At 45.2% G+C, this 21,862-nt stretch carries 22 protein-coding genes; 10 read left to right on the forward strand and 12 right to left on the reverse strand.

All coding sequences use genetic code 11. The features are described 5' to 3' along the window. Positions 1-10 precede the first annotated feature (10 nt). The 8 genes from CLV42_RS15630 to CLV42_RS15665 all read left to right on the forward strand — a co-directional run bounded on the left by CLV42_RS15630 (position 11) and on the right by CLV42_RS15665 (position 7,034). Positions 11-448, forward strand: a complete 438-nt coding sequence (locus CLV42_RS15630) for a DoxX family protein (protein WP_106602847.1) — start codon at positions 11-13, stop codon at positions 446-448. After that, the gene (locus CLV42_RS15635; RefSeq protein WP_106602848.1) at positions 445-1,815 is read left to right on the forward strand and encodes an alginate export family protein; all 1,371 of its coding nucleotides are present in this window, start codon (positions 445-447) and stop codon (positions 1,813-1,815) included. The genes CLV42_RS15630 and CLV42_RS15635 overlap by 4 nt, the downstream gene beginning before the upstream one ends. A 21-nt stretch (positions 1,816-1,836) precedes the next feature. Beyond that, positions 1,837-2,598, forward strand: a complete 762-nt coding sequence (locus CLV42_RS15640; protein WP_106602849.1) for a M17 family peptidase N-terminal domain-containing protein — start codon at positions 1,837-1,839, stop codon at positions 2,596-2,598. A gap of 16 nt (positions 2,599-2,614) precedes the next feature. Then, a complete protein-coding gene (locus CLV42_RS15645; RefSeq protein ID WP_106602850.1) occupies positions 2,615-4,516 on the forward strand; it encodes an amidohydrolase in 1,902 nt (633 codons plus the stop codon). Between the two features lie 58 nt (positions 4,517-4,574). After that, on the forward strand, positions 4,575-5,048 hold the full coding sequence (locus CLV42_RS15650) for a Dps family protein (protein ID WP_106602851.1): 474 nt from the start codon (positions 4,575-4,577) through the stop codon (positions 5,046-5,048). A 30-nt stretch (positions 5,049-5,078) separates the two neighbouring features. Beyond that, the gene (locus tag CLV42_RS15655) at positions 5,079-5,768 is read left to right on the forward strand and encodes a YoaK family protein (RefSeq protein ID WP_106602852.1); all 690 of its coding nucleotides are present in this window, start codon (positions 5,079-5,081) and stop codon (positions 5,766-5,768) included. A 63-nt stretch (positions 5,769-5,831) separates the two neighbouring features. Further along, on the forward strand, positions 5,832-6,653 hold the full coding sequence (locus tag CLV42_RS15660; RefSeq protein WP_106602853.1) for an alpha/beta fold hydrolase: 822 nt from the start codon (positions 5,832-5,834) through the stop codon (positions 6,651-6,653). Between the two features lie 135 nt (positions 6,654-6,788). Beyond that, positions 6,789-7,034, forward strand: a complete 246-nt coding sequence (locus CLV42_RS15665; protein WP_106602854.1) for a hypothetical protein — start codon at positions 6,789-6,791, stop codon at positions 7,032-7,034. Positions 7,035-7,148: 114 nt separating this feature from the next. On the opposite strand, the gene CLV42_RS15670 is transcribed toward CLV42_RS15665, so the two are convergent. Then, complete coding sequence (locus CLV42_RS15670; protein WP_106602855.1) at positions 7,149-7,853, reverse strand: LytR/AlgR family response regulator transcription factor; 705 nt, start codon at positions 7,851-7,853, stop codon at positions 7,149-7,151. Next, positions 7,853-8,887, reverse strand: a complete 1,035-nt coding sequence (locus CLV42_RS15675; RefSeq protein ID WP_106602856.1) for a sensor histidine kinase — start codon at positions 8,885-8,887, stop codon at positions 7,853-7,855. Before CLV42_RS15675 ends, CLV42_RS15670 begins: the two co-directional genes overlap by 1 nt. Positions 8,888-9,089: 202 nt before the next feature. On the opposite strand from CLV42_RS15675, the gene CLV42_RS15680 reads away from it, so the two are divergent. Together CLV42_RS15680 and CLV42_RS15685 are read left to right on the forward strand one after the other, a co-directional pair. Beyond that, the gene (locus CLV42_RS15680; protein ID WP_106602857.1) at positions 9,090-9,971 is read left to right on the forward strand and encodes an ABC transporter ATP-binding protein; all 882 of its coding nucleotides are present in this window, start codon (positions 9,090-9,092) and stop codon (positions 9,969-9,971) included. Continuing rightward, on the forward strand, positions 9,964-13,620 hold the full coding sequence (locus CLV42_RS15685; RefSeq protein ID WP_106602858.1) for an ABC transporter permease/M1 family aminopeptidase: 3,657 nt from the start codon (positions 9,964-9,966) through the stop codon (positions 13,618-13,620). The genes CLV42_RS15680 and CLV42_RS15685 overlap by 8 nt, the downstream gene beginning before the upstream one ends. Before the next feature lie 91 nt (positions 13,621-13,711). On the opposite strand, the gene CLV42_RS15690 is transcribed toward CLV42_RS15685, so the two are convergent. The 10 genes from CLV42_RS15690 to CLV42_RS15735 form a co-directional block, all read right to left on the reverse strand. After that, complete coding sequence (locus CLV42_RS15690; RefSeq protein WP_106602859.1) at positions 13,712-14,572, reverse strand: SDR family oxidoreductase; 861 nt, start codon at positions 14,570-14,572, stop codon at positions 13,712-13,714. A gap of 79 nt (positions 14,573-14,651) precedes the next feature. Then, positions 14,652-15,221: a Crp/Fnr family transcriptional regulator gene (locus tag CLV42_RS15695; RefSeq protein ID WP_106602860.1), complete on the reverse strand. Its 570-nt coding sequence runs from the start codon at positions 15,219-15,221 to the stop codon at positions 14,652-14,654. A gap of 162 nt (positions 15,222-15,383) precedes the next feature. Further along, a complete protein-coding gene (locus CLV42_RS15700; protein WP_106602861.1) occupies positions 15,384-16,292 on the reverse strand; it encodes a helix-turn-helix domain-containing protein in 909 nt (302 codons plus the stop codon). A gap of 8 nt (positions 16,293-16,300) precedes the next feature. Beyond that, positions 16,301-16,657 carry a hypothetical protein gene (locus CLV42_RS15705; RefSeq protein ID WP_106602862.1) on the reverse strand — a complete coding sequence of 119 codons (357 nt, stop codon included), beginning with the start codon at positions 16,655-16,657 and terminating at the stop codon, positions 16,301-16,303. A 219-nt stretch (positions 16,658-16,876) separates the two neighbouring features. After that, entirely contained in the window at positions 16,877-17,311 is a 435-nt protein-coding gene (locus tag CLV42_RS15715; RefSeq protein WP_106602864.1) for a DUF2147 domain-containing protein, read from the reverse strand. Between the two features lie 10 nt (positions 17,312-17,321). Beyond that, positions 17,322-18,104, reverse strand: a complete 783-nt coding sequence (locus CLV42_RS15720; RefSeq protein ID WP_106602865.1) for an SDR family oxidoreductase — start codon at positions 18,102-18,104, stop codon at positions 17,322-17,324. A gap of 193 nt (positions 18,105-18,297) precedes the next feature. Next, the gene (locus tag CLV42_RS15725) at positions 18,298-19,257 is read right to left on the reverse strand and encodes a DUF6268 family outer membrane beta-barrel protein (protein WP_211303461.1); all 960 of its coding nucleotides are present in this window, start codon (positions 19,255-19,257) and stop codon (positions 18,298-18,300) included. Then, positions 19,226-19,519: a hypothetical protein gene (locus tag CLV42_RS34195; RefSeq protein ID WP_211303462.1), complete on the reverse strand. Its 294-nt coding sequence runs from the start codon at positions 19,517-19,519 to the stop codon at positions 19,226-19,228. Before CLV42_RS34195 ends, CLV42_RS15725 begins: the two co-directional genes overlap by 32 nt. Positions 19,520-19,650: 131 nt before the next feature. Further along, the gene (locus tag CLV42_RS15730) at positions 19,651-20,970 is read right to left on the reverse strand and encodes an MFS transporter (protein ID WP_106602867.1); all 1,320 of its coding nucleotides are present in this window, start codon (positions 20,968-20,970) and stop codon (positions 19,651-19,653) included. Between the two features lie 45 nt (positions 20,971-21,015). Continuing rightward, positions 21,016-21,792, reverse strand: a complete 777-nt coding sequence (locus CLV42_RS15735; RefSeq protein WP_106602868.1) for an SDR family oxidoreductase — start codon at positions 21,790-21,792, stop codon at positions 21,016-21,018. Between the last annotated feature and the right edge of the window lie 70 nt (positions 21,793-21,862).

Raw genomic sequence — 21,862 nt, forward strand, 5'->3', positions numbered from 1 at the left:
AGTATAGGCAATGAAAAAAATATTTCAGATCATTACCCGCACGAACCCTTCAGACAAAGCGCAACATTGGGTGTTGCTGGTTTACAGGGTATTACTTTCCGCGGAACTGATATACGCCCACGGCTTAAAAAAAATGGGCGTAGGTGTTGCTGAGGCAGAAGTAATCCCTAACCCACTACATCTTCCCGAAGCATTTAATTCCTTATTTGCTGACGCGGCCAACCTGGTATTTCCGCTGTTTGTAATTGTGGGATTATTTACAAGAATCGCTATACTGCCCATCCTGGCGGTTACGCTTACCGGTTATTTTGTTTTGCATTTTCACGACGCTCCTCTTATAAAAGACACACCGTACATATATAGCCTGAACTACCTGCTACTGCTGGTTATGGGGCCTGGCCGGTATTCTCTCGACGCATATATTTTTAAAAGAAGTGGTCATTTATGAGAAGGACAACCATCCTGTTGTTATTATACCTGTTTATTCATCCTGTGATCGGGCTCGCCCAGTTCAGGTTGATGCGGTTTGATGAAAACTATTCAGGCTATAAGGATTCGGCACGCAGTTTTTATAACAGCATTAAATATATCCCGCTTGCCCGCTCCGGCAATAATATTTATATGTCTGTAGGCGGGGAAGCAAGAATGGAATTTGTCTATTTCAACAATGAGGATTGGGGACGGCTGGGGATAGGCAGCAACCCATTCTTTTTGCAACGCTACGATGTACATGCAGATGTTCACCTGGGCCCCAAAGTGAGGGTTTTCGGGCAGATCAGGAGCGCCTGGGAAAGCGGCCGGAAAAATGGCCCAAGGCCTATCGATGAAGATCACCTCAATATACAGAACCTGTTTGTCGATGTGGATGTTGTCAAAAATGAAAAAGAAAAATTGACGGTACGTGCAGGAAGGCAGGAACTGGATTATGGCAGCGGCAGGCTTATTTCCGTTCGGGAAGGCCCCAACTTACGCCTGTATTTTGATGGAGCCAGGTTAATGTATCAAAAAGGAAATTTTAAGTCGGATGTATTTGTTCTGATGGCTGATACGGTTAATACCGGCGCATTTGATAATAGATCCAGTAAAGCGGTTAATCTGTGGGGAACTTATAACACCATCATTTTCCCCAGAAGCGGCAATCTCGAACTGTATTACCTCGGTATACGGCGAAAGAATTCAGTTTTTGAAGAAGGAATGGCCGACGAGACAAGACATAGCATTGGCGGAAGGTTCTTTCGTTATGGTGGTGGGTTCATTTACAATTTTGAAGGCTTGTACCAGTTTGGAAAATTTGGCAGTGGAGATATCAGTGCCTGGACTGCTTCTGCAGATATTGGGTATCTATTTGAGCATGTAAATGGGAAACCTTCCATTAATTTGCGCAATGATTATATTTCAGGTGACGGACACCGGGGTGATGGGAAATTGCAATCGTTTAATCCACTCTACCCTAAAGGAGGTTACTTCGGTTTCAGCCCCCAGATCGGACCCGTAAACCTGATTGATATACACCCATACGCCACGCTAAATCCCTGGCAAAAAGTATTTGTCCAGGCTGACGTGGTCATGAACTGGCGTTATTCCATCAGCGATGGCGTTTACCGGCCAAGCGGCAATTTTAACCTGGCCGGTTCGTCCTCCTCAAAAAGGTATATAGGAACTGCTTACTTATTCAGTATAGCATACACAATTAACAAGTTCGTCAGCATTAACACCGGTATCCAGTATTTCAAAACAGGTGCGTTTGTACGCGATTTGATTTCCACGCCCAAAGACGGCCTGTTTATGAATACAAGGTTAGCAGTAAAATTTTAATCACACATAAAAATTTAACACATGAACAGTATCAATGTCGGCTATGCCAGATCTTTTGAAAGACACGGGAAAAAAGTGCTGATCATTCTCGCCACCGTTTTACTATTTTCTTCTGTGTATGCACAACAGCCAGTGGAGAACCAGGTCAAAACCACAGCCATAGGGACATCTAAAGTGTGGGGAACCGTTAATGGCGTTGCAATTGAAGGGTTGGTGCAGGGCCCCGCTGCGGTGGCCGTCCCATTACAGGTAGCCTGTGTTTTTGAGTATACCGAAGGAGATATCTTTAATCCTCCCGCACTTCCTGCAGCCCTCAATGGGATGGTACACCTGGATGAAGCGCTGAAAGGATTAATTACTGAAGTGCGCAAAAGCGGGAAGTTTGCCGGGCATGCATTAGAAACACTGCTGATAACTCCTCCAAAGGGAACTACTAAAGCTACACGAATACTGCTCATCGGTTTAGGCGACCGGTCGAAATTTACCCCAGACCTGATGACCTCTGTTGGCAGCGTTGCATTGCGGGAAGCGGTGAGGCTTGGCGTTTCGCATTTCGCCTTTGCCAGTGATATAAAAGATGCTGGTATTGACTCACCAACAGCATTGGTTGCGTCCAATGTCACCAAAGGTATTATTGCAGCATACCGGACGCAATTATTTCTGCAGGGTAAAAAATATGCGAATGGTAAACCCTTGACTAAAGTGACCTTGCTGGCAGGACCCGCATTTTTCAACACAGCCGGGGAAGGAATAAAGGAAGCGGTTGCCTCCTTTAGCAATTAATTACAAATGGTGAATTATGATTCAGGCAGCAACGGTTTTGTACAACGGAAAAATACATACAGCAGATGAAAACCATCCATCTGCCACCGCAGTGGCTATTAAGGATGGAAAATTTATAGCTGTGGGAGATGATGCCTCTTTGCTGAATGCATATGGCCAGAGTGATGTGACAAAAATTGACCTTAAAGGTAAAAGAGTTATCCCGGGTTTGATTGATTCGCATACCCATCTGATCCGGGGAGGTCTCAATTACAACCTTGAACTTCGTTGGGATGGAGTTCCTTCACTCGCCGACGCTTTACGCATGTTGAAAAGGCAGGTGGCGATTACTCCATCTCCCCAATGGGTGAGGGTGGTCGGAGGTTGGACAGAACATCAGTTTGCAGAGAAACGCATGCCTACGCTTGATGAGATCAATGAAATTGCCCCTGACACGCCGGTATTCATCATGCATCTGTATGACCGCGCCTTTCTTAACCGCGCAGCGCTGCGGGCAGTTGGCTTTACGAAAAACACGCCGGCGCCTCCCGGGGGAATGATCCAGAGAAACGGTAACGGAGAGCCAACAGGCCTGATGCTGGCGAGCCCCAATGCCATGATCTTATATTCCACGCTGGCTAAAGGGCCCAGGCTTCCCTATGAGCAGCAACTCAATTCGACCCGGCACTTTATGACCGAATTAAACAGGTTTGGGATAACCAGTGTGATTGATGCCGGTGGTGGTTTCCAGAATTATCCGGATGACTACAAGGTCATTAATGAGTTGAATGAAAACGGGCAGCTTACTATCCGGATTGCCTATAATCTTTTTACGCAGCGTCCTAAACAGGAATTCGAAGATTTTGAACATTGGACAAGCTCCGTTAAGGTTCATCAGGGTGATGACATGTACCGCCATAACGGTGCGGGGGAAATGCTTGTTTTCTCCGCCGCGGATTTTGAAAATTTTGTACAACCACGCCCGGATCTTCCTGATACGATGGAAGAAGAGCTGGAAAAGATAGTAAGACTTTTGGTAGAGCACCGATGGCCTTTCCGGTTACATGCCACTTACAATGAGAGTATCTCCAGGTTCCTGAACGTATTTGAAAAAGTGAACAGGGAAATTCCTTTTGACGGACTGACCTGGATGTTTGATCATGCAGAAACCATCGATGAGAAGAATATTGACAGGGTAAAAGCGCTTGGCGGAGGGATAGCCATACAAAGCAGGATGGCTTTCCAGGGTGAATATTTTTCAGACCGGTATGGCCCGTCTGCGGCAGCGCAAACACCCCCGGTAAAAAAAATGATAGCCGCCGGAGTGCCCGTTGGCGGCGGAACAGATGCGACCCGTGTGAGTAGCTATAACCCATGGGTCGCTTTGTACTGGCTTGCTGTAGGTAAAACGGTCGGTGGGCTTCAGCTTTACGGGGATGCCAATGTGATAAGCCGGGAAAAGGCGCTGGAACTGTATACCAGGGGAAGCGCATGGTTCTCCGGCGAGCAAGAGGTGAAGGGCGTCATCAAAGCAGGGTATTTTGCCGATCTCGCCGTATTGGACAATGACTACCTTCAGGTAAATGATGAGGCTATCAAGTCTATTGAATCAGTATTAACTGTTGTCGGTGGAAAAATAGTCTATGCGAAAGATGACTTTGCGAGCTTTGCTCCACCTTCAATTCCTATCCTTCCGGACTGGTCACCCATCATTACAAACGGCGGCTACTATTCATCGAAATCTGGTTATGCGGATTCTATCGGGAGTCATCAGGATGAGCGGGGGCCCGTTGCATCGCCTGCTGCACATGTACACTGTTGCGCAGGCAGTTGTGATGTTCATGGCCACGCGCATGAACGTGCGCGGTCGAGCAATATCCCGGTTAATAATTACACTGCTTTCTGGGGTGTTTTCGGATGTTCCTGTTTCGCTTTTTAAAAGGAATGTATGAGTGAAATAATACTTTTATCGTTAATCATTTTTTCAACTAATAATTATGAAGACAACTATAGGAATTAAACAGGAATTCCTGGCCGAAGTGGCCCACTCGCTTGGTAAGATTCTGGCCGACGAATTTGTACTATATACAAAAACACGAAAGGCGCACTGGTGTGTTACCGGTCCTGATTTCCATAGCAAACATTTATTTTTTGAATCCCAGTATAATCAGCTGGAAGAAATTGTTGACGACGTTGCCGAGCGGATCAGGACCCTGGGACATTTTCCGCCTGCTACACTCAAAGAGTTTCTTGCGCTGACGCACCTCACGGAACAATCCAGGGAAAAAAATGATTCAATGGGTTATATAAAGGAATTACTGGGAGACCATGAAAGCATCTTAATTCATCTGCGGGAAAATATTAATGGTTATGTTACTGCTTTACACGACGCAGGGACAAGCGATTATATCACCGGGTTGATGGAAACCCATGAAAAAATGGCCTGGATGCTCAGGGCGCATCTTGAATAATATGTCTGTGTAAAAAAAATAAATATTATAATGGAGCAGAAACATAGTATTGGCTGGGTTACCTTTTTACTAGCGGCTGTAGCTGGATTCTGTGATACAGCAACCTTTGTTGCCGGTGATGCGATATTCTCGGCGCATGTTACCGGAAACTTTATTGTTTTTGCGGCGCAGGTTGCCTCGGGCGGCAGCAGTACTGAGTCCTGGATCAAACTGATCTCTTTTCCTGTATTTGTTCTGGCTGTAATGGTGGGCGGCTGGCTCGCGGAAAAGACCGGTAGAAAATACAAAATACTCCTTATAGAAGGAATTATATTGGTCTGTTGTGGAATAACCGCTATGCTCATTTCAGCAATGCCTGGCGTCAATGAAAAGATAAGCGTTTACCTGATTGTAATGACAACCGTTTTTGCAATGGGACTGCAAAACGCGTTTGGGAAGTTATTTGGCAAGGAGACTTATGGCCCGACGACAATGATGACTGGGAATGTGACCCAAATTTCATTAGACTTGTGCACTTTCTTGCTAAGAAGGGGGGATAAAGCAGCTATTTCTTCTATAAATTCCCGCAATCAATTAATTACCATTGGCGGATTTCTTGGCGGCTGTATTTTAGGGGCCGTCCTTGCTAAATGGGTGGGGCTTAGCGCTGTTATTTTACCCGGTGCAGCCATTGTACTGTGTTATTTGCAGGGTGAATCGGCCGCCCAGAAAATGGACTAATGAGCGCAAGACATATTAACTTTTGGATAGCATATTTTTTAAACATTTAAATAATAAAAAAACATGAGTACATTAAAACTAAAAGACGGAACTGAGCTTTATTACAAAGACTGGGGCACCGGTCAACCAATTGTCTTTCATCATGGCTGGCCTCTTTCCAGCGATGACTGGGATGCACAAATGATATTCTTTCTTCAGCAGGGCTTCAGAGTAATTGCGCATGACAGAAGAGGTCATGGACGTTCCACACAATCTTCGTCCGGTCATGAAATGGAAACATACGCGTCGGATGTTGCTCAGCTGGTCGAAGCCCTGGATTTGAAGAACGCGGTGCATGTAGGTCACTCCACCGGAGGTGGCGAGGTGATACGCTATATTAACAGGTATGGCAAGGGCCGGGCCGCAAAAGCCGTATTAGTAAGCGCCGTTACACCTGTCATGGTACAAAATGCAAATAACCCTGACGGAGTCCCAATGGGTATTTTTGACGAGATTCGCCTGCAAACGGCCACAAACAGGCCACAATATTTCAAGGACTTTCCATTGCCGTTTTATGGCTATAACCGGGAAGGCGCTACTGTTAAAGAAGGTGTACGCGAAAACTGGTGGCGGCAAGGTATGATGGGGAGTATACTAGCTCATTATGAATGTATAAAAGCCTTCTCCGAAACCGACTTCACAGAAGACCTGAAAACGGTTGATATCCCGGTATTGGTACTGCACGGGGAGGATGACCAGATTGTTCCCTACCAAATTACGGCTTTGAAAGCCATCAAGCTGCTCAAACATGGTAAGATAATCACTTATCCAGGTTTCCCGCATGGAATGCCCACGACGGAAGCGGCAACTATTAACAGGGATATCCTTGACTTCATCAGGTCTTAAGAGGAGGCGTCTTTAATCAAAATATTGGCCGCGGGCATTTATCTGCTGCCTGCGGCCATTAAACTGCTTATGTAAAATCCAAAAACCGGGTATAAGACAAACAGTTTTTTCCATCCAAATTATGCATTATCAGTAATGGCTGATTTAAAAGAAATAGTCAGAGATGATTATCGAAATTTAAAGACATTAAATTTATTGGAAAGAGCAATAGTATTTCAACAAGGTGATTCTGACGCAAATTATTTCCTGTTCGTAGTAAATGAGGAAAATGAATTAGTAGTTATGTTTTTTAATGGAGACGAAAATGGAGCTTTGGAAGAAATTTCAAAAGATTTCAAAAGTTACATAGAGTTTTATGTAGATACAAAAATTAAGCAGTAAAGGAGTACTCCTTTAAATCCTGGATTAACAGGTTAGAAATTTGTCCGGTTGCCCCGACTGGAACATGAACCCTTCAAATGATTGAATTTGAAGGGATTTTTATTTGGATATTGGTCAAATCTCTAATCGGTTTAAGAAATCGTCCCTATAATTTCTGCCGATAGGGATCTCATGCTGGTTTATAAAAACCCGGTTGCCTTCAATACTTACTATTTTTGCCTTATTAACGATAAACGACCGGTGTATTTTTATGAACCGGTTTACCGGTAGTAGTTTTTCCAGGCCGGAGAATGGCATCGTCAGCGTTAGTGTATTGGTAAGCGTAACAACCCGGGTATAATTGCCATTCGCTTCTGCGAACAATAATGTGTCGAATTCGATCCTGTAAATCTTTCCGTCTGTTTTAAGAAAAATGAAATTGTCACGGTTCGTGTCTTTTTGAACTATTCCCTTTGTACTATTCAGCCTCGCCTCGGCCCTGTTTACCGAGATGATAAATCGCTCCAGGGAAAAGGGTTTCACGAGGTAATCACAAACAGCCAGGTCAAAGGCGTTAACCGCGTATTCTTTATAGGCAGTGGTCATGATCACTTCCGGACGGTTAGTAACTGTTTTTAAAAATCCAATGCCATCCAGCATCGGCATATTGATATCCAGAAATATCAGGTCAATCTTTTGTTCCTGTAACAGTTTTTTAGCATCCAACGCGTTCCCGCAAATTCCCGCTACGCATAAGGTCGGAAGCAGGCTGCAATAGTTAACCAGCAGGTCCCTGGCCAGCGGTTCATCATCAATAATAAGGCAATTGATCGGTTCCATTATTTTTCTTTAAGCCAAAGTTCCACTTTAAACAGATTGTTGGTACGGTTTTGTTTTAGTCCGTAAGCGTCCGGATAAAGTAGTTCAAGGCGTTTAATCACATTTGCTATCCCAAGGCCGGAATTACGTTTCCCGGCGCCATCTTCATTGGAGTGGTTACTACAGCTATTTTCTGCCATAAAGTAAATCGTGTTGCCCCTTACTTTCAGGTGGATGTTTATATAGATCTGCTGTTCGCTCGTGTTGCGAGCGTGTTTAAATGCATTCTCAACGAATACGATCAGCAACATGGGTACTATTTTGATATCGTCGGGATTATCATCCATATTTACGGTTAATTTCAGCCGGTCAGCCAGCCTGATATTTTCCAGGGCAATATAATTGCGGATGTAAGCCATTTCTTCCTGAAGGGTAACAAGTGGCTGGTCAGCTTCATAAACCGAATAGCGCAACAGCTCTGATAATTGAAGCAACAGGGGCGGCAATTGGGCTGGCCGGTTAACTGAAAGGCTGTACATGTTATGCAAAGTATTGAATAAAAAATGCGGACTTACCTGCGAACGGAGCAAGTTCAGTTCACTTTCCTTTTTTTGTTCCGCTAACACCAGGCCATTCATTTTCTCCCGAAGGGCGCTGCGGGTGATCGTTATAAAGAACCCCGAAAAAAGTAAGAAGAAACTCAGTACGGAAATATTGATCGCCGATTCCAGGATGTGGTTGATTGGCATCCCGGGATTAAAAAGATATACAAAACCGGCTGTTCCAACCAGCGTAAATCCGACCAGCGCATTCACAACGGCGAAGATTAAATGGCTCCATTTGTTGCTTGCTAACCATTTTTTGCAGATCCAGCGGCCGGCATAAATCGCGCATAAGGTAAAGGCATAGCAAAACAGGCCGGTGGCGATATAACTTAAAGTCCGGCTTATCAGCAGTATAACTACCAACAGGAAAAATAAAGTCAGCAAGAAGAACAGGTGCATCCGTTTGCCTTTTTCAAAAAATGCATCCGGATATAATGCTGATAATTTCATAGGATAAATATCGTCAAATTAAGCCTAAACTTTAGCTATGGCATTTTGAAATGCAGATTTACCCGGTCGTATAGCTTAAAAACGGTGTCTAAATTTTCGTCAGGTTTTTTTGTCTGTTCAATTTGCCTAACCGGTCGTCTGCCCTTATTGCTTGCTGCTACACTTCTCCAAACAAATATTTGTGCTGCTAAAAGCCGAATATATGAAACTAACTATCAGTAATCTCACTAAAACCTATCCCAACGGTGTCCAGGCGTTAAAGAACGTTTCGCTGACGATTCGCCATGGTCTGTTTGGTTTGTTAGGGCCAAACGGTGCCGGTAAATCTTCCCTGATGCGTATCATTGCCACCTTGCAGCAAGCAGACAGCGGTAGCATCAGCCTGGACAACCTTGACGTGTTAAAAAACAAAACTGCTGTGCGGCAACTACTGGGTTATTTGCCACAGGACTTTGGCGTTTATCCTAAAATATCAGCACTGCATATGCTGGATCACATCGCCCGACTGAAAGGCCTGGGAAATGCTGCAGAGCGCAAGGAACAGATAGAAGCTTTATTGGTACAGGTGAACCTTTACCAGGACAGGAAAAAATACCTGGGAACATTTTCAGGGGGCATGAAGCAGCGTTTTGGCATTGCGCAGGCATTGATCGGGAACCCCAAACTGCTGATCGTTGATGAACCTACCGCAGGCCTTGATCCTATGGAAAGAAACCGTTTTTACAACCTGCTTAGCCTGCTGGGGGAAAATATCATTGTGATCCTTTCCACGCATATCGTTGAAGATGTAAGCACGCTATGTTCCAGTTTTGCCATCATTAAAGAAGGTAAGATCATTTATGCGGGAAGCCCGGAAGAGGCCATAGCAGGCATGCGGGGTAGGGTATACAGCAAGGTTATCAGTGTAGGCGATTTGAGGCGTTACGAGTCGGCATTGAACGTTGTTTCCACACAGCTGAAAAACGGTAAACTGCATATTCGCGTTGTGCAGGACCAAGAGCCCGGACGGGAATTCGTGACAGCTGCGCCTGGCCTTGAAGATGTATATTTTTCCCAAATCACTAAACCAATAAGCAATGTTTAATAAGATTTGGCAATTCGAGATCGGCTGCCAGTTCCGCAGGCCAACGCTTTATATATATTTTTTGGCAATACTGCTATTTACCATATTCACCTTTGCTACCGGTTCCTTACCATTAACGGAAAAGGAGCATATTAACGCGCCATACGCGATTGCGTTATGGTGCGCCGTAATGAGCATGGTTATTTCAGTAGCCGGTTCATCGGTCATGGGCCTTCCTCTTTACCGGGATATTGAATACCGCACCAAAGATTATTACCTCACTTACCCGGTCACCCCGGCGGGTTATTTCTGGGGCCGTTATCTTGGAGCTCTCCTTTGCATGCTCTTTATCGCCGGCGCTATTCCCGGAGGAATATATTTGGGTACTAAATTAGGTCCGCTGGCCGGTTGGAAGGATAGCCATCAATACGGTCCTGATCATTTGAGTTATTTTCTTCAACCTTTCTTTTGCATCACTGTACCCAATTTGTTATTTACTTCCTCTTTATTTTTTGGACTGGTAGCGCTTACCCGTAATGTAAAAGTGATCTACAGTGGTGGGGTGATTTTATTCCTGACCTATTTTCTTTCCTTCTTTTTCCTGTTTAATGACCACAGTGGCACGGTGGTTGACCTGGCAGACCCTTTTACCATCAATGGGGTGCTGTTACAATCGCATAACGCCAGCTCACTGCAAAAAAACACTTCGGTCATTACTGTTAATGGGAATTTTTTTATCAACAGGATAATATGGACTTTACTGGGCCTGGGAATATTGTTATTTGCCTATGGCCAATTTAAGTTCGAGTCGTTTTTCAGGTTTAAAGGAGGCAAAGTGATGGAGGATGATGCGCCTGCATTAGTACCGGCCAGCCTGGTATCAAGCGCAGGTATCCGATTTTCAGCAGTTGACAATCGCAGGATCCTGTTGAAATTAATCAGGATAGAACTAACAAACCTGCTTCGTGATCATTATTTCTGGATCATATTAGCCAGTGGCCTGTTCTTCCTGCTATTTTCTTTCTGGCTGGGTGTTGCGCCCTTTGGCGTGCCTGAACTTCCACGTACGGTTTTGTTGTTCAGCATTTTCAACGATACCTTTCCCTTTTACTTCTTTATTTTTATCCTGTTCTATACCGGCGAGATCCTTTATCGGGAACGGGCTACCCGCTTTGCTGCCATCAACGATGCCCTGCCGCCGCCTAACTGGGTATTGGGTGGTGCTAAATTAGTTACCCTGTTGCTATTAGGCACCGGTATCGCTTTAATGCCTGCCTTTGGTGCATTGTTCGTACAGATCACAAAAGGGTTTCATCAGTTTGATTATTATAGCTATGCTGAGGAATTGTTTATACTGCTGATCCCGCGTATGCTGCAGATGGTCGTTTTTTGTTATGTTGTACATGTATTGGTTAACCATAAATTCGCAGCACATGCCATTGCAGGTTTGATATGGGTGGGATTGTTTTTCCTGCAGCGCTCAGGTATGCTGAATTACCATTTGTTGTTGTATTCGTACACACCAGGATATCAAATATCCGAAATGGATGGCCTCGGTCATATGCTCAAACCCATTGCCTGGTTTAATTTTTATTGGCTGATCTGTGCAGCATTGCTAATTGTATTGGCTGCGTTATTCTTTTATCGTGGAGTAACCAGTTCCTTTAAAGAACGGCTTACATTAGTATCACAGCGGTTCAGTGCCAAAATAAGTTTAATAACAGTTGTTTTGTTTATTGCTTTCCTATGCGTTGGAGGCTTTATTTACTACAACATCAGCTATCTGAATAATTACCTCACTGCTAACGAAACCGAAGCACGGCAGGTGATGTACGAAAAAACTTTAAAACCCTTAGCCCGCCTGCCGTTGCCCAAAATAACTTCCATCAGACTTTTTGTTGATCTGTACCCGGGCAGGCAGCAGGCATTCACCAGGGCCTGGGTTACAATTGCCAATAAGACAGACAAACCTATAACACAGTTATTGGTTGATGGCGAAAAACTGGCCGCTTTCAGCGTCAAATTACATGGCAAGCCAATCGCTTTTACTTATCCATTAAATTACCATCGCGGTGCATTCAACTTGTTCCGCCCTGAAAGTGAACCCGCCGAATTTCGTCTTTACCGTTTTGCCCGGCCGCTGGTTCCCGGGGATTCACTGCAACTGGAAGTTAGTTCAACAACCATGTACACAGGCTTCCAAAACGATGTGTATGCGCAGGATATACTGCATAACGGCACGTGCTTCAATGGCGGACTCCCGAATCTGGGGTATGATCCGGGCGATGAACTGGCTGATCCCTTTGAGAGAAAGAAGAACCATTTACCGGAAAAAAGCAATGCAGTGTTCGCGCAAAATGATCCTGCGGGATTCAACACGCTAAGAGCCGGCCCTACCGCTTATTTGTTTAATCTGGATATAACGGTAAGTACAGATAGTGATCAAACAGCCATCGCTCCTGGTCAACTGCAAAAACAATGGCACCGGCATGGGCGTACTTATTTTCATTATTGCCAAAGTAATCCCGGTACCTACATGCCCTTTACAATTATTTCTGCCAGGTATGCGATCCTGCATGATACAGCGATGCTGAATCACCCGGTTGATATTGCAATCTATTATCTTTCCCAGCATAACACCAACATTCATCGTTTTCTGGCAGCTTATAAAGATGGCCTTCATTATTTTAGCAAAACCTTCGGGCGCTACCCGTTTGGAGTGATCCGTCTGACGGAAACTAGCATTTATCAAAGTAAGATGACAAGTTTTACGACTTTAACAGGCTATAACGAAGATTTTGGCTGGAACGCAGGTTTTAATAACCCCAACCAGTTCGATTATTGCTATTTCACCACTGCCCGGGCGCTAGCGCAGCAATGGTGGCGCTTCCAGGTGGCGCCTAACAACACGCTGGGGTCATTAATAATTTCGCAGGGCTTATCTGCTTATAGTGCCCTGATGCTGGTAGAAAAAAAATATGGGCCGCAGAATATGCGCGACATTCTGCGTGACCAGATAGGTGAGTATTTATTCCGCCGGACGCGACTTGAAGAACGCGAACAGCCGCTGGCCGGCATCAACCAGCCTTACCTGGACGGCAAAGCCGGCGTGGTTTTATACGGCCTGAAATGTCTGATAGGTGAAGACAGTATCAATGCGGCACTGCGGGATTTCAAAAACGCCTATGCATTAAAAACCAGGCCGCCCTTTGCAGGAAACAATGATCTCCTTTATTATCTGCAAAAACGGGTGCCGGATTCCCTGAAATATTACTTGGTCGATAACTGGCAAAACATCACCTTTTATGATAACAAGATCATCCGGGCAAATGCAGTTCCAACAGCAAATAAAAACATATACAAAGTCATGGTAACGGTGAACTGTGCTAAAAGCCACATCAGCAGCAACGGCAACGATGTGCCTGCAAAACATATGAACGACATGATTGCTATTGGTGTTTTCGGCAACAATAGTCTAGATAAAAATGGCCGCTGGCAAACCAATCCTGTTTATTTAAAAACCTATAAGCTGTGTGCAGGACAACATACACTTGCTTTTTTTGTCAATGGTAAGCCAGCATATGCAGGTATTGACCCCTTTGCCATTTTGATGGACCGGAATGGAAATGATAATTTGAAAACGATCACTTATTCAGCGTCTGGTCTATAGTCGATAATGTCTTTTATACAATACTCCAACAGCCAGAAACAAAAAACGGCAGTAGCCCACGCTACTGCCGTTCACATTAAATCCATTCCACTTACAATAACTCACTCATGCCGAACACCGTTAATCCATTGGCAAATTGTTCGGCTACAGCCTGGTTGGCGGCTTCAATATATTGTCCGGTTATGGGGTCGACCACGGTGCGTAATGGCCGGGTGCCTTTTGGTGTGCCGATAAGTTTTACAATAGCGTCGGCAACATCCTGCGGGTTAGGGTTTTTAGCTTGCATCTCTCCGCCCACCGCTGCTATCATTTTGTTGGGTATATGGGCAATGGCACTGTACCCCTCAAACACACCCTGATCAGATGCCGGGTTGTTCTTTTGCTGCATTTCGGTAGGGAAAGCACCCGGCTCCACAAGTGCCACATCAATGCCTAGACGTTTTACTTCGTAATGCAGGCCTTCGCTTATTCCTTCCAGCGCAAATTTCGAGGCCGCATAAATGGTAGCGAATGGGAACGATACCCGCCCAAAGCCGCTGGTTACGTTAATGATCAGTCCTTCGGCCTGTTTACGCATGGCAGGCAACACTTCTTTGATCAGTCGCCAGGGGGCATAAACGTTGATATCAAAAGTGGTGTGCACATCGGCCGTGGTAAAGCTCTCGGCTACACCAGTCATGCCGTAACCGGCATTGTTCACCAGCACATCAATAGCGCCTTCTTTGGCCAAAATGGTTTCAACGGCCTGCTTCACGCTCTCGTCGTCGGTCAGGGTAACGTCCAAAACGGTCACGTTCTCCACGGCTGCAAGGGCCTGGGCTTTATCGGCATTACGCCCTTTGGTTTCACGCATCGTAGCGTACACGTGGTGCCCTAAGGCAGCCACAGTATGGGCGGTAAGCCAGCCAAAACCACTATTTGTTCCTGTTATCAATACAATCTTTTTGCTCATCTTTTTTAGTTATTTAAATGAATAAGCAAATGTTGAAAATAGCAACAGGAAAACATTTACCAAATGGTAAAAAGCGCCGTTAACGGATATTACGGCGTATACGGCTTAGCGATTGCTGGGTAATGCCCAGGTACGAGGCAACGTACGAAAGTGGGATGCGGTTGATGAGGTTAGGGAACGCCTCAATGAACGACAGATAACGCGTGGTGGCATCTTCTGAAACCAGCGGACTGCGCCGCTCCATAGCCAGCGTAAGGCACTTTCTTACCATGTTGGCCTTCATCATTTCCCAGCCCACAATGGTGTTGGATATCTCGTCCCAATTCTTTTTGTTAAAAACAAGTACTTTGCAATCGGTAACGGCCTGTACATATTCGGACGCCACGATCTGCGATTCGAACTTTTGATTATCGACTACAAAATTGCCTTCGTCCACAAAATAATTGGTTATCTCTTCACCCTTGTAGTTATAATAACAAAAGCGGAACACGCCTTCCAATACGAAGGCCACATAACGGGGCACCTTCCCGGCTTCCGACAGGTAGTCGTCTTTTTTGAATTCGAGCATTTCAACCTTGCTCAGCAAAAACTCGATCTGCTGTTTGTTCAGGTCACCAAATTGCAGGATAAGATTTATAAGCGCTTCCATTACTTAAAGATAGAACATAGCATGGGCATTCATTTATCATATGGTAAAAAATGAGGTGAGGCGGATACAGGCGGTCCATACAAACGGCATTTGGATTGCACTGTTGCACACCGACGGAATTGCGATCTTTGCTTTCGTACTGTTCTAAGTTGAATGAGCATTTCAGTCGAAGGACTGCCGGAAATCCAATGGGCTTTGCTTAGTCTTGCTTTTAAATAATTTATTGAACGACTGTGGATGCTCGAAACCAAGTTGATAGGCGATCTCACTTACGGACATCCTCGTCGTAGATAATTTTTCTTTAGCCTTTTCGATCAGTTTATCGTGGATGATCTGTTGCATCGTCTGGCCGGTCAGTTGTTTCAACAGGCTACTTAAATACTTGGAGGATATGTTCAAAGCATCGGCAAAGTATTGTACGCTTGGCAGCCCCTCAGAAAGCAGGGCTTCGTCGTTCAAATAGGTTGTTAAGATCTCTTCCACCTGGTTTAGTACCTGGTGGTTGGTGATCTTTCGGGTGATGAACTGACGCTGGTAAAAACGTTTGGCATAATTCAGCAAGGTTTCCAGGTGTGAGATAATAATGTCCTGACTGAACTTATCAATGTTGGAATAATATTCAGTTTTAATATTTTTAACCAGGTCATTGATCACTATTTCTTCCTTATCCGAGAGGAACAGCGCTTCATTGGTGGCGTAGCTAAAGTATTCGTATCGCTTGATCCTGGTAGCAAGCGATGTGTTCCAAAGAAAGTCAGGGTGTACGAAAAGCATCCAGCCATCCAGGTCCGGAGGTACACCATTCTCTTCGCCACGCAGGATCTGGCCGGGAGATATAAAGGCCATAAGCCCTTCGTCAAAATCGTATTTCTGTTGCCCGTAATGTAAGCCGTCACATCCTCTTTTCATTGATATCACATACAGGTCGAATATGACAGCCTCTATACCAGTATCATTTCTCAGGCCTTTCAGGTCAACAATGCTGATCAGTGGGTGATGGGGTTTAGGAAGTCCCATCAAACGGTGTATTTCCGTTATGGAGGTGATCCGGTAGGGTTTGCTGTTTGCCATATTGAAAGTTATTTGAATTTAAAAGGATACTTTAGCCATATCATAACTAATGGCAAGACTAAAAACGGGATCTCTATCAACGCCATGCGGTAATTTCCCACTCGCAGTGCCAGCCCCATGATGATAACGATCAGGATCGCATTTAGCATATTGCCCAGGAAAAAGGTGCCAGGGATGAGCAAGAGTACGCCGACCGTTATGGCTACAAAAGCCAGATATGGAATGAACGCTTCGCTGATCCCTAAACTTTCCATCATCTTAACGGACTCCGGATTGTTTTTGTAATGTACGGTATCCCAGGCATGTTTAAAACTGAGCGTCACCGAAATGAGTAGTAGCAGGGCTGAAATAATATTTTTTACCATGGTTTAATTAAGCACAAAGGTGTTCATGATGTAACCTCCAAGTATCGCTATCGGCACGCCGATCATTGCGCTTGTTAAAGCTCTTTTGGCCTTATTTGGATACGTCTTTCTGTGTCTGAAATAAAGGAAGAATCCTATAGGGGGAAGGGCATTGGAAATGACGAACCAAAATCTCGACAGCGTGTCTTTATTATCTTTCATGAGTATTGTTTTTATAATTTACTGAACTCTTTTCCATTTAAATGATTTGCCCATCAATGGTATACCTTTGTAGCCCCGGGTTTCGAGTTCATTAGGACGTTTCAGTTTACCTTTGAAACTATACATGTTTCCATCCTGTACACTATACAACTTGCCGTCCACGTATTCGCCTTCCATATAGACAAGATCGGTGATATGCGTAAGGCCTTGCACGGACCTGCTCCGGAGTTTTTCATTAGGATTTTTAACGTCCTTCTTTGACGTTTTGCCATCTGCTTCAAACATCTCTTTCGACCATAAGAGTTTGGCCGAGTAAGTGTTGCCTGCTTTGAACACCTCGATCTTGTAATCATCACATTGCCACACCCCTGTGATTTGGTCTGCAGGTAGTTGCTGCGCGAAAGAAGCCAATGATAACAGCAGCATAAACACTGCTAGTATTGATTTTTTCATATCTGATTGTTTATTGCTGATTACTAAGTTTTTTGAATTTTTCAAATTCTCTATGCCCTAACTTCATCAATTGATCAGGCATCAGCCTGCTTAAAAATTTTATCACATTCACCAGGAAGGGCCTGATCTCGGGTGTGTCGTTCAGAAGTCCTTTGATGGCTACACTGACTAGTTTATCCACATCCATCATTTGACCTGGTTTAGGTGGCAGTACCCAATCATTCTGAAGATTGGTAATCACGCCCGGAGGAATCAATTCGAATACCTTGACACTGGTTTTGTTTAATTGCAGGCGCAGGGCCTGGGAGTAAGCATGAACTCCTGCTTTTGAAGCGCTATAGACCGGAGCGATGGAGTAAGGCATAAAAGCAATGGCAGAGGAAACGTTCACAATTGCCGCCGTACGCTTCTTGATCAGGTAAGGCAAAAATTGATGAACCATCCGGATCGTTCCCGTAAGATTAATATCAATCTCACGGGTGATGTTTTCCAGGTCCTTACTGACATCCTGAACGTCAAGCAACCGCATTTCACCTGCATTGTTAACGATCACATTCAGATCAGGAAATTGTTGTGTCACTTCTTCATACAGGCGCTGAATATCTTGCGGATCGCTTACATCGCTCCGAAAGACGTGTATTTTCGGGAAACGCCTTTTGGTATCGTTTAAGGCTTCTTGTTTACGACCAGTAACGATGATTGTTGATCCTTGTTCGGTAAGTTGCCTGACAAGTTCCAAACCTATACCGCTGGTTCCTCCTGTGATCAGGATGGTGCTATTCTTTAAATCCATATTTTTTTATTATTGTTGATGCAAAGTTCAGCCAATGTCGATGAGCAGATGTATCCAAAAGTCGCAAGGTTGTAGTAAAAAGGAATGTTGCCGGTTTTATGACCGGTAGGCAGGACTCCAACGTCACTTAAAAATCATAAACACCATTTGGTTTGCTAAAGGAATTTCAGCACGAAGGAAATTGTCTGAAAACTTACTTCTTTGGCTTTGCAAAGGGGTTAAAGGAAAATCCGATGTTGAGGTAAGGTGCTGCGTCAGCTCTGCCTTCCCAGGTATAATCCGTAAACGAACGGTCTTTTTCAAACGTCCGGGCGTATGGGTTTATACGCACGCCGGCCCGTAAAGATAAGATGATGCTTCCCGGCAAAATGTGCTCATAAAGCAACCCCGTGTTCACGTCAACCTGGCGATACTGATAGGTTGTCCCGTTCTCGTCAAGGTCGTTCAGAAAGAAGGTAGTTTGCGGATCCAGTTCCCAACCTGCGGAAAACCTGCCGTTGCCAAATACCTTTTTTCGCAGGTAGGCATACCGTGGAAAAAAGACATCTGCCGTCAGACTTTCGTTGAACTTATGCTCGTAAAGCAATGTAGGGATTACACGGATGAACATACCCGGATCGGTGCTGTACAAAATACCGACATTGATTTTCGTTCTGTTGTTCGCTTTAAGAACAATAGCGCCGGTAAACACCCCGCGAACCCTTTCCAGTGAACGTTCACTCCAATCTATGTTGATACTACCGCTATAGATGGCGGTCTTTCCAAAGAGTTTAGAGAAATAGGTAAGGTTCAGACCCTCTGTGTGATAATGAAGATCCCTGCTGACCGTTTGTGATGTAGCTGTTGTGGATGTCGGAAAATTATATTCAGCGGAAACATACCGGTAAAAACCGTTGGCTTGTACTAACCATCGACGGTTTTGAAAAAGATTGATGTTGGCACTTGCACTCAGTTGCGACCATTTGGTGAACTTCCCATCCGGAAGGTCTTGTCCTCTGAGGGTAGACGAGGAGTTATAATTGCCATATTGTTTATAGTCGATGCTGAATGGCCTGCGTTCGGCAAATTTATCCGCTGTAAATTCAGTTACCTTTTTGGCGAGACTATCCTGGCTCTGTGCCTTACTGGTGAATGGCAGCATTGCAATACCCATGAATAAAGTTAGCGCCTGAATACGGCCGGAAGCTTCTCTTATTGAGCAGCGGGCACCAGAAAACAGAAGATTGTGATTGAACATAATTGCTAAGTTTAATTGTATGGAACTGTTGTTTCTTATGACTGAGTTTGATCCTGACGAACATCTCGATGACGCAGGTAGTCAGGCGGACATAACGTATAGGTGATCTGACAACATTCGTCCTTTGCAGGTGAATTTTGATAGCGATATGGATGATCTGGAAAAGGTAGGTCCGCACCAAGTCGAACTTGTAGAGATAGGAGGAGTATTACCAAGTATGTCGACCGAGGGCCGAACAATACCGGTTCATACGGCTTTATCAGTTGTTATCGCAAACTCGCAGGTTTGCGTTATAGTCAATGACTTATGTTATTTAATGAGTGAAAGGTGATTGCCTGTATCTGTAGGGATATTTTGCGTGGATCTTTCTGATAGGTGTTCCCTGACCTTTTTGCTGGCGATGAATATGGCGATGCCGCTTAGTACACTGGCGACAGGAACGATCATCATTCCCCAGCGCAAACCGTTTACTTCATAAGTGGTGCTGACCGTGTCACTGATCATGCCCACGAGCAGCGGCGATAGTGCCGGACCTAACAACCCGGCAGCGATCATAAGTAAACTGGAAGACAGCGCCTGCTTCCCTGGCCCCGCTATAAGATGCCCTGCGCCAAAAGCAAATGGAAGCAGAAACGCAAATGCCAGCATAGCAGGCACAAAAAGCGCAATGGACATCCAGCCCTCGGGCACCAGGAGCCCTGCAATCGTTGCGATGGCGGCGATGCTGAAAACAGCAGCTGGCGGATGCAGTAAACGGCTTGCCCCACGGTTTAAAGCGCTGTCAAATAACCGGCCACCGCCTACGGTGCCGATGATGCCCATCAGCCCTTGTAACAAGCCGAACGATAGCCCCACCTGGCTGGCTGTCAAGCCGTGTGTCCGTATCAGGAACGGAGCAGTGAAAGAATAAAATGGTGCAGCGGCAAAGCCTAAAAAGTTCGCGCCAATGAACATCCACAAGAACGCCGGTTTCGACAGCAGCTCGCGGCCGGCGGACCAGATATTGCCTGTATCGCTGCTGGACTTTGAAAAAATTGCGGTTTTCCCAGTAAACGTCAGGACAAGGATAACCAATAGAAATCCTACCCCTCCTGCAGTAGATAGCGCAACGCGCCAGCCGATATGATCATTTGCCCAGCCGCCGACGCCAAACCCTATCATCGTACCCAAAGGGATGCCCATTGAATAAATGCCGAGCGCACGACCGCGCCGATGCCCGGAAATGTTCCCGGCGATCAGTGCATGGCTGGCAGGGGTTCCTCCCGCTTCCCCAATTGCTACACCAAATCGTGAAAGCGCCATCGTTATGAAACCCACCGAAAAACCGCCTAGTCCGGTCATAACGCTCCAGATCAATACACACCAGAGCAAAACCTGCCTGGACGCACCGCGGTCAGCTAAACGGGCCAGCGGCAGAGAGGCCAGTGAATAGATCACTGCAAATGCAATTCCATTGATCAGCCCTAATTGTGTATCACTGAGGTGCAGCTCTTTCTTAATGGACTCAGCCAGGATAAAGGGTAATATTCGGTCGATCTGGCTGAATGCGCTGACCAAAAACAATGTGATTATCAAAGCCGTTCTGCGCCAACGGCTCAGTAGAGGTGTTGAAGTTATTTGATCCTTCATAACAATGAATTGTTTGTTAGCAGAAATCTTTTAATACCGAGGGAATTATTTGCCAGACATGGCTTTCTCGCCCATCTTAGTGGCTTGCGAAAGCATGAATTTGGGGGCAAGCCTGCTCAGGATACGCATTAACCTGGCAGGGCCCGGGAAGATCTCGTAGGTATCGCTGATTATCCCTTTAATAGCTTCATCTACTATTTTTTCGGGAGACACTAACATTTTGGTATTTACTTCACTACCATTCCTAAATCTGTCATTTAAGGGGGTTGTGGATCCCGGAGCGATCAATTCGAATACCTTGACCCCGGTGGATTTAACCTGTACCCGCAGACATTGCGTGAACGATCGTAATCCTGATTTACTGGCACTATAGACAGGGGCAATTGGAAACGCACCAAGGGCGACACCAGAGGTGACATTGATGATGGCAGCGGTCTGCTGTTTTTTCAGGTGGGGCAGAAATTCCTGGACCATACGGATGGGGCCCATCAGGTTGATCTCTATTTCACGGGTAAGGTCATATAGATCGTAATCATCATGCAGGGTGATCTGCCGCATCTCTCCGGCATTATTAATCAGCATATTCAGTCCGGGAAACTTTTTAGTTACCTCTTCGTACAGACTGCTTATATCCTCAACATTGCTAACGTCACTTTTTATAATGTGGATGTTCGAAAGGATCTTTTTCGTCTCTTCCAGTTTCTGTTCGTTCCTTCCAGTGATGATTACAGTATTGCCGAGTTCGAGGAGCCTGAAGGCAAACTCGAAACCAAAGCCGCTTGTTCCGCCGGTGATCAGGATTGTGTTCTTGCTTAATTCCATCTTCTTAATTTGATGGAACAAAGTTGGCAAGAACCTACCAGGTGGCCTTTACAAGAATCAAAACAATGTT

The sequence above is a fragment of the Chitinophaga ginsengisoli genome (assembly GCF_003014595.1).
Lineage (GTDB): Bacteria > Bacteroidota > Bacteroidia > Chitinophagales > Chitinophagaceae > Chitinophaga > Chitinophaga ginsengisoli.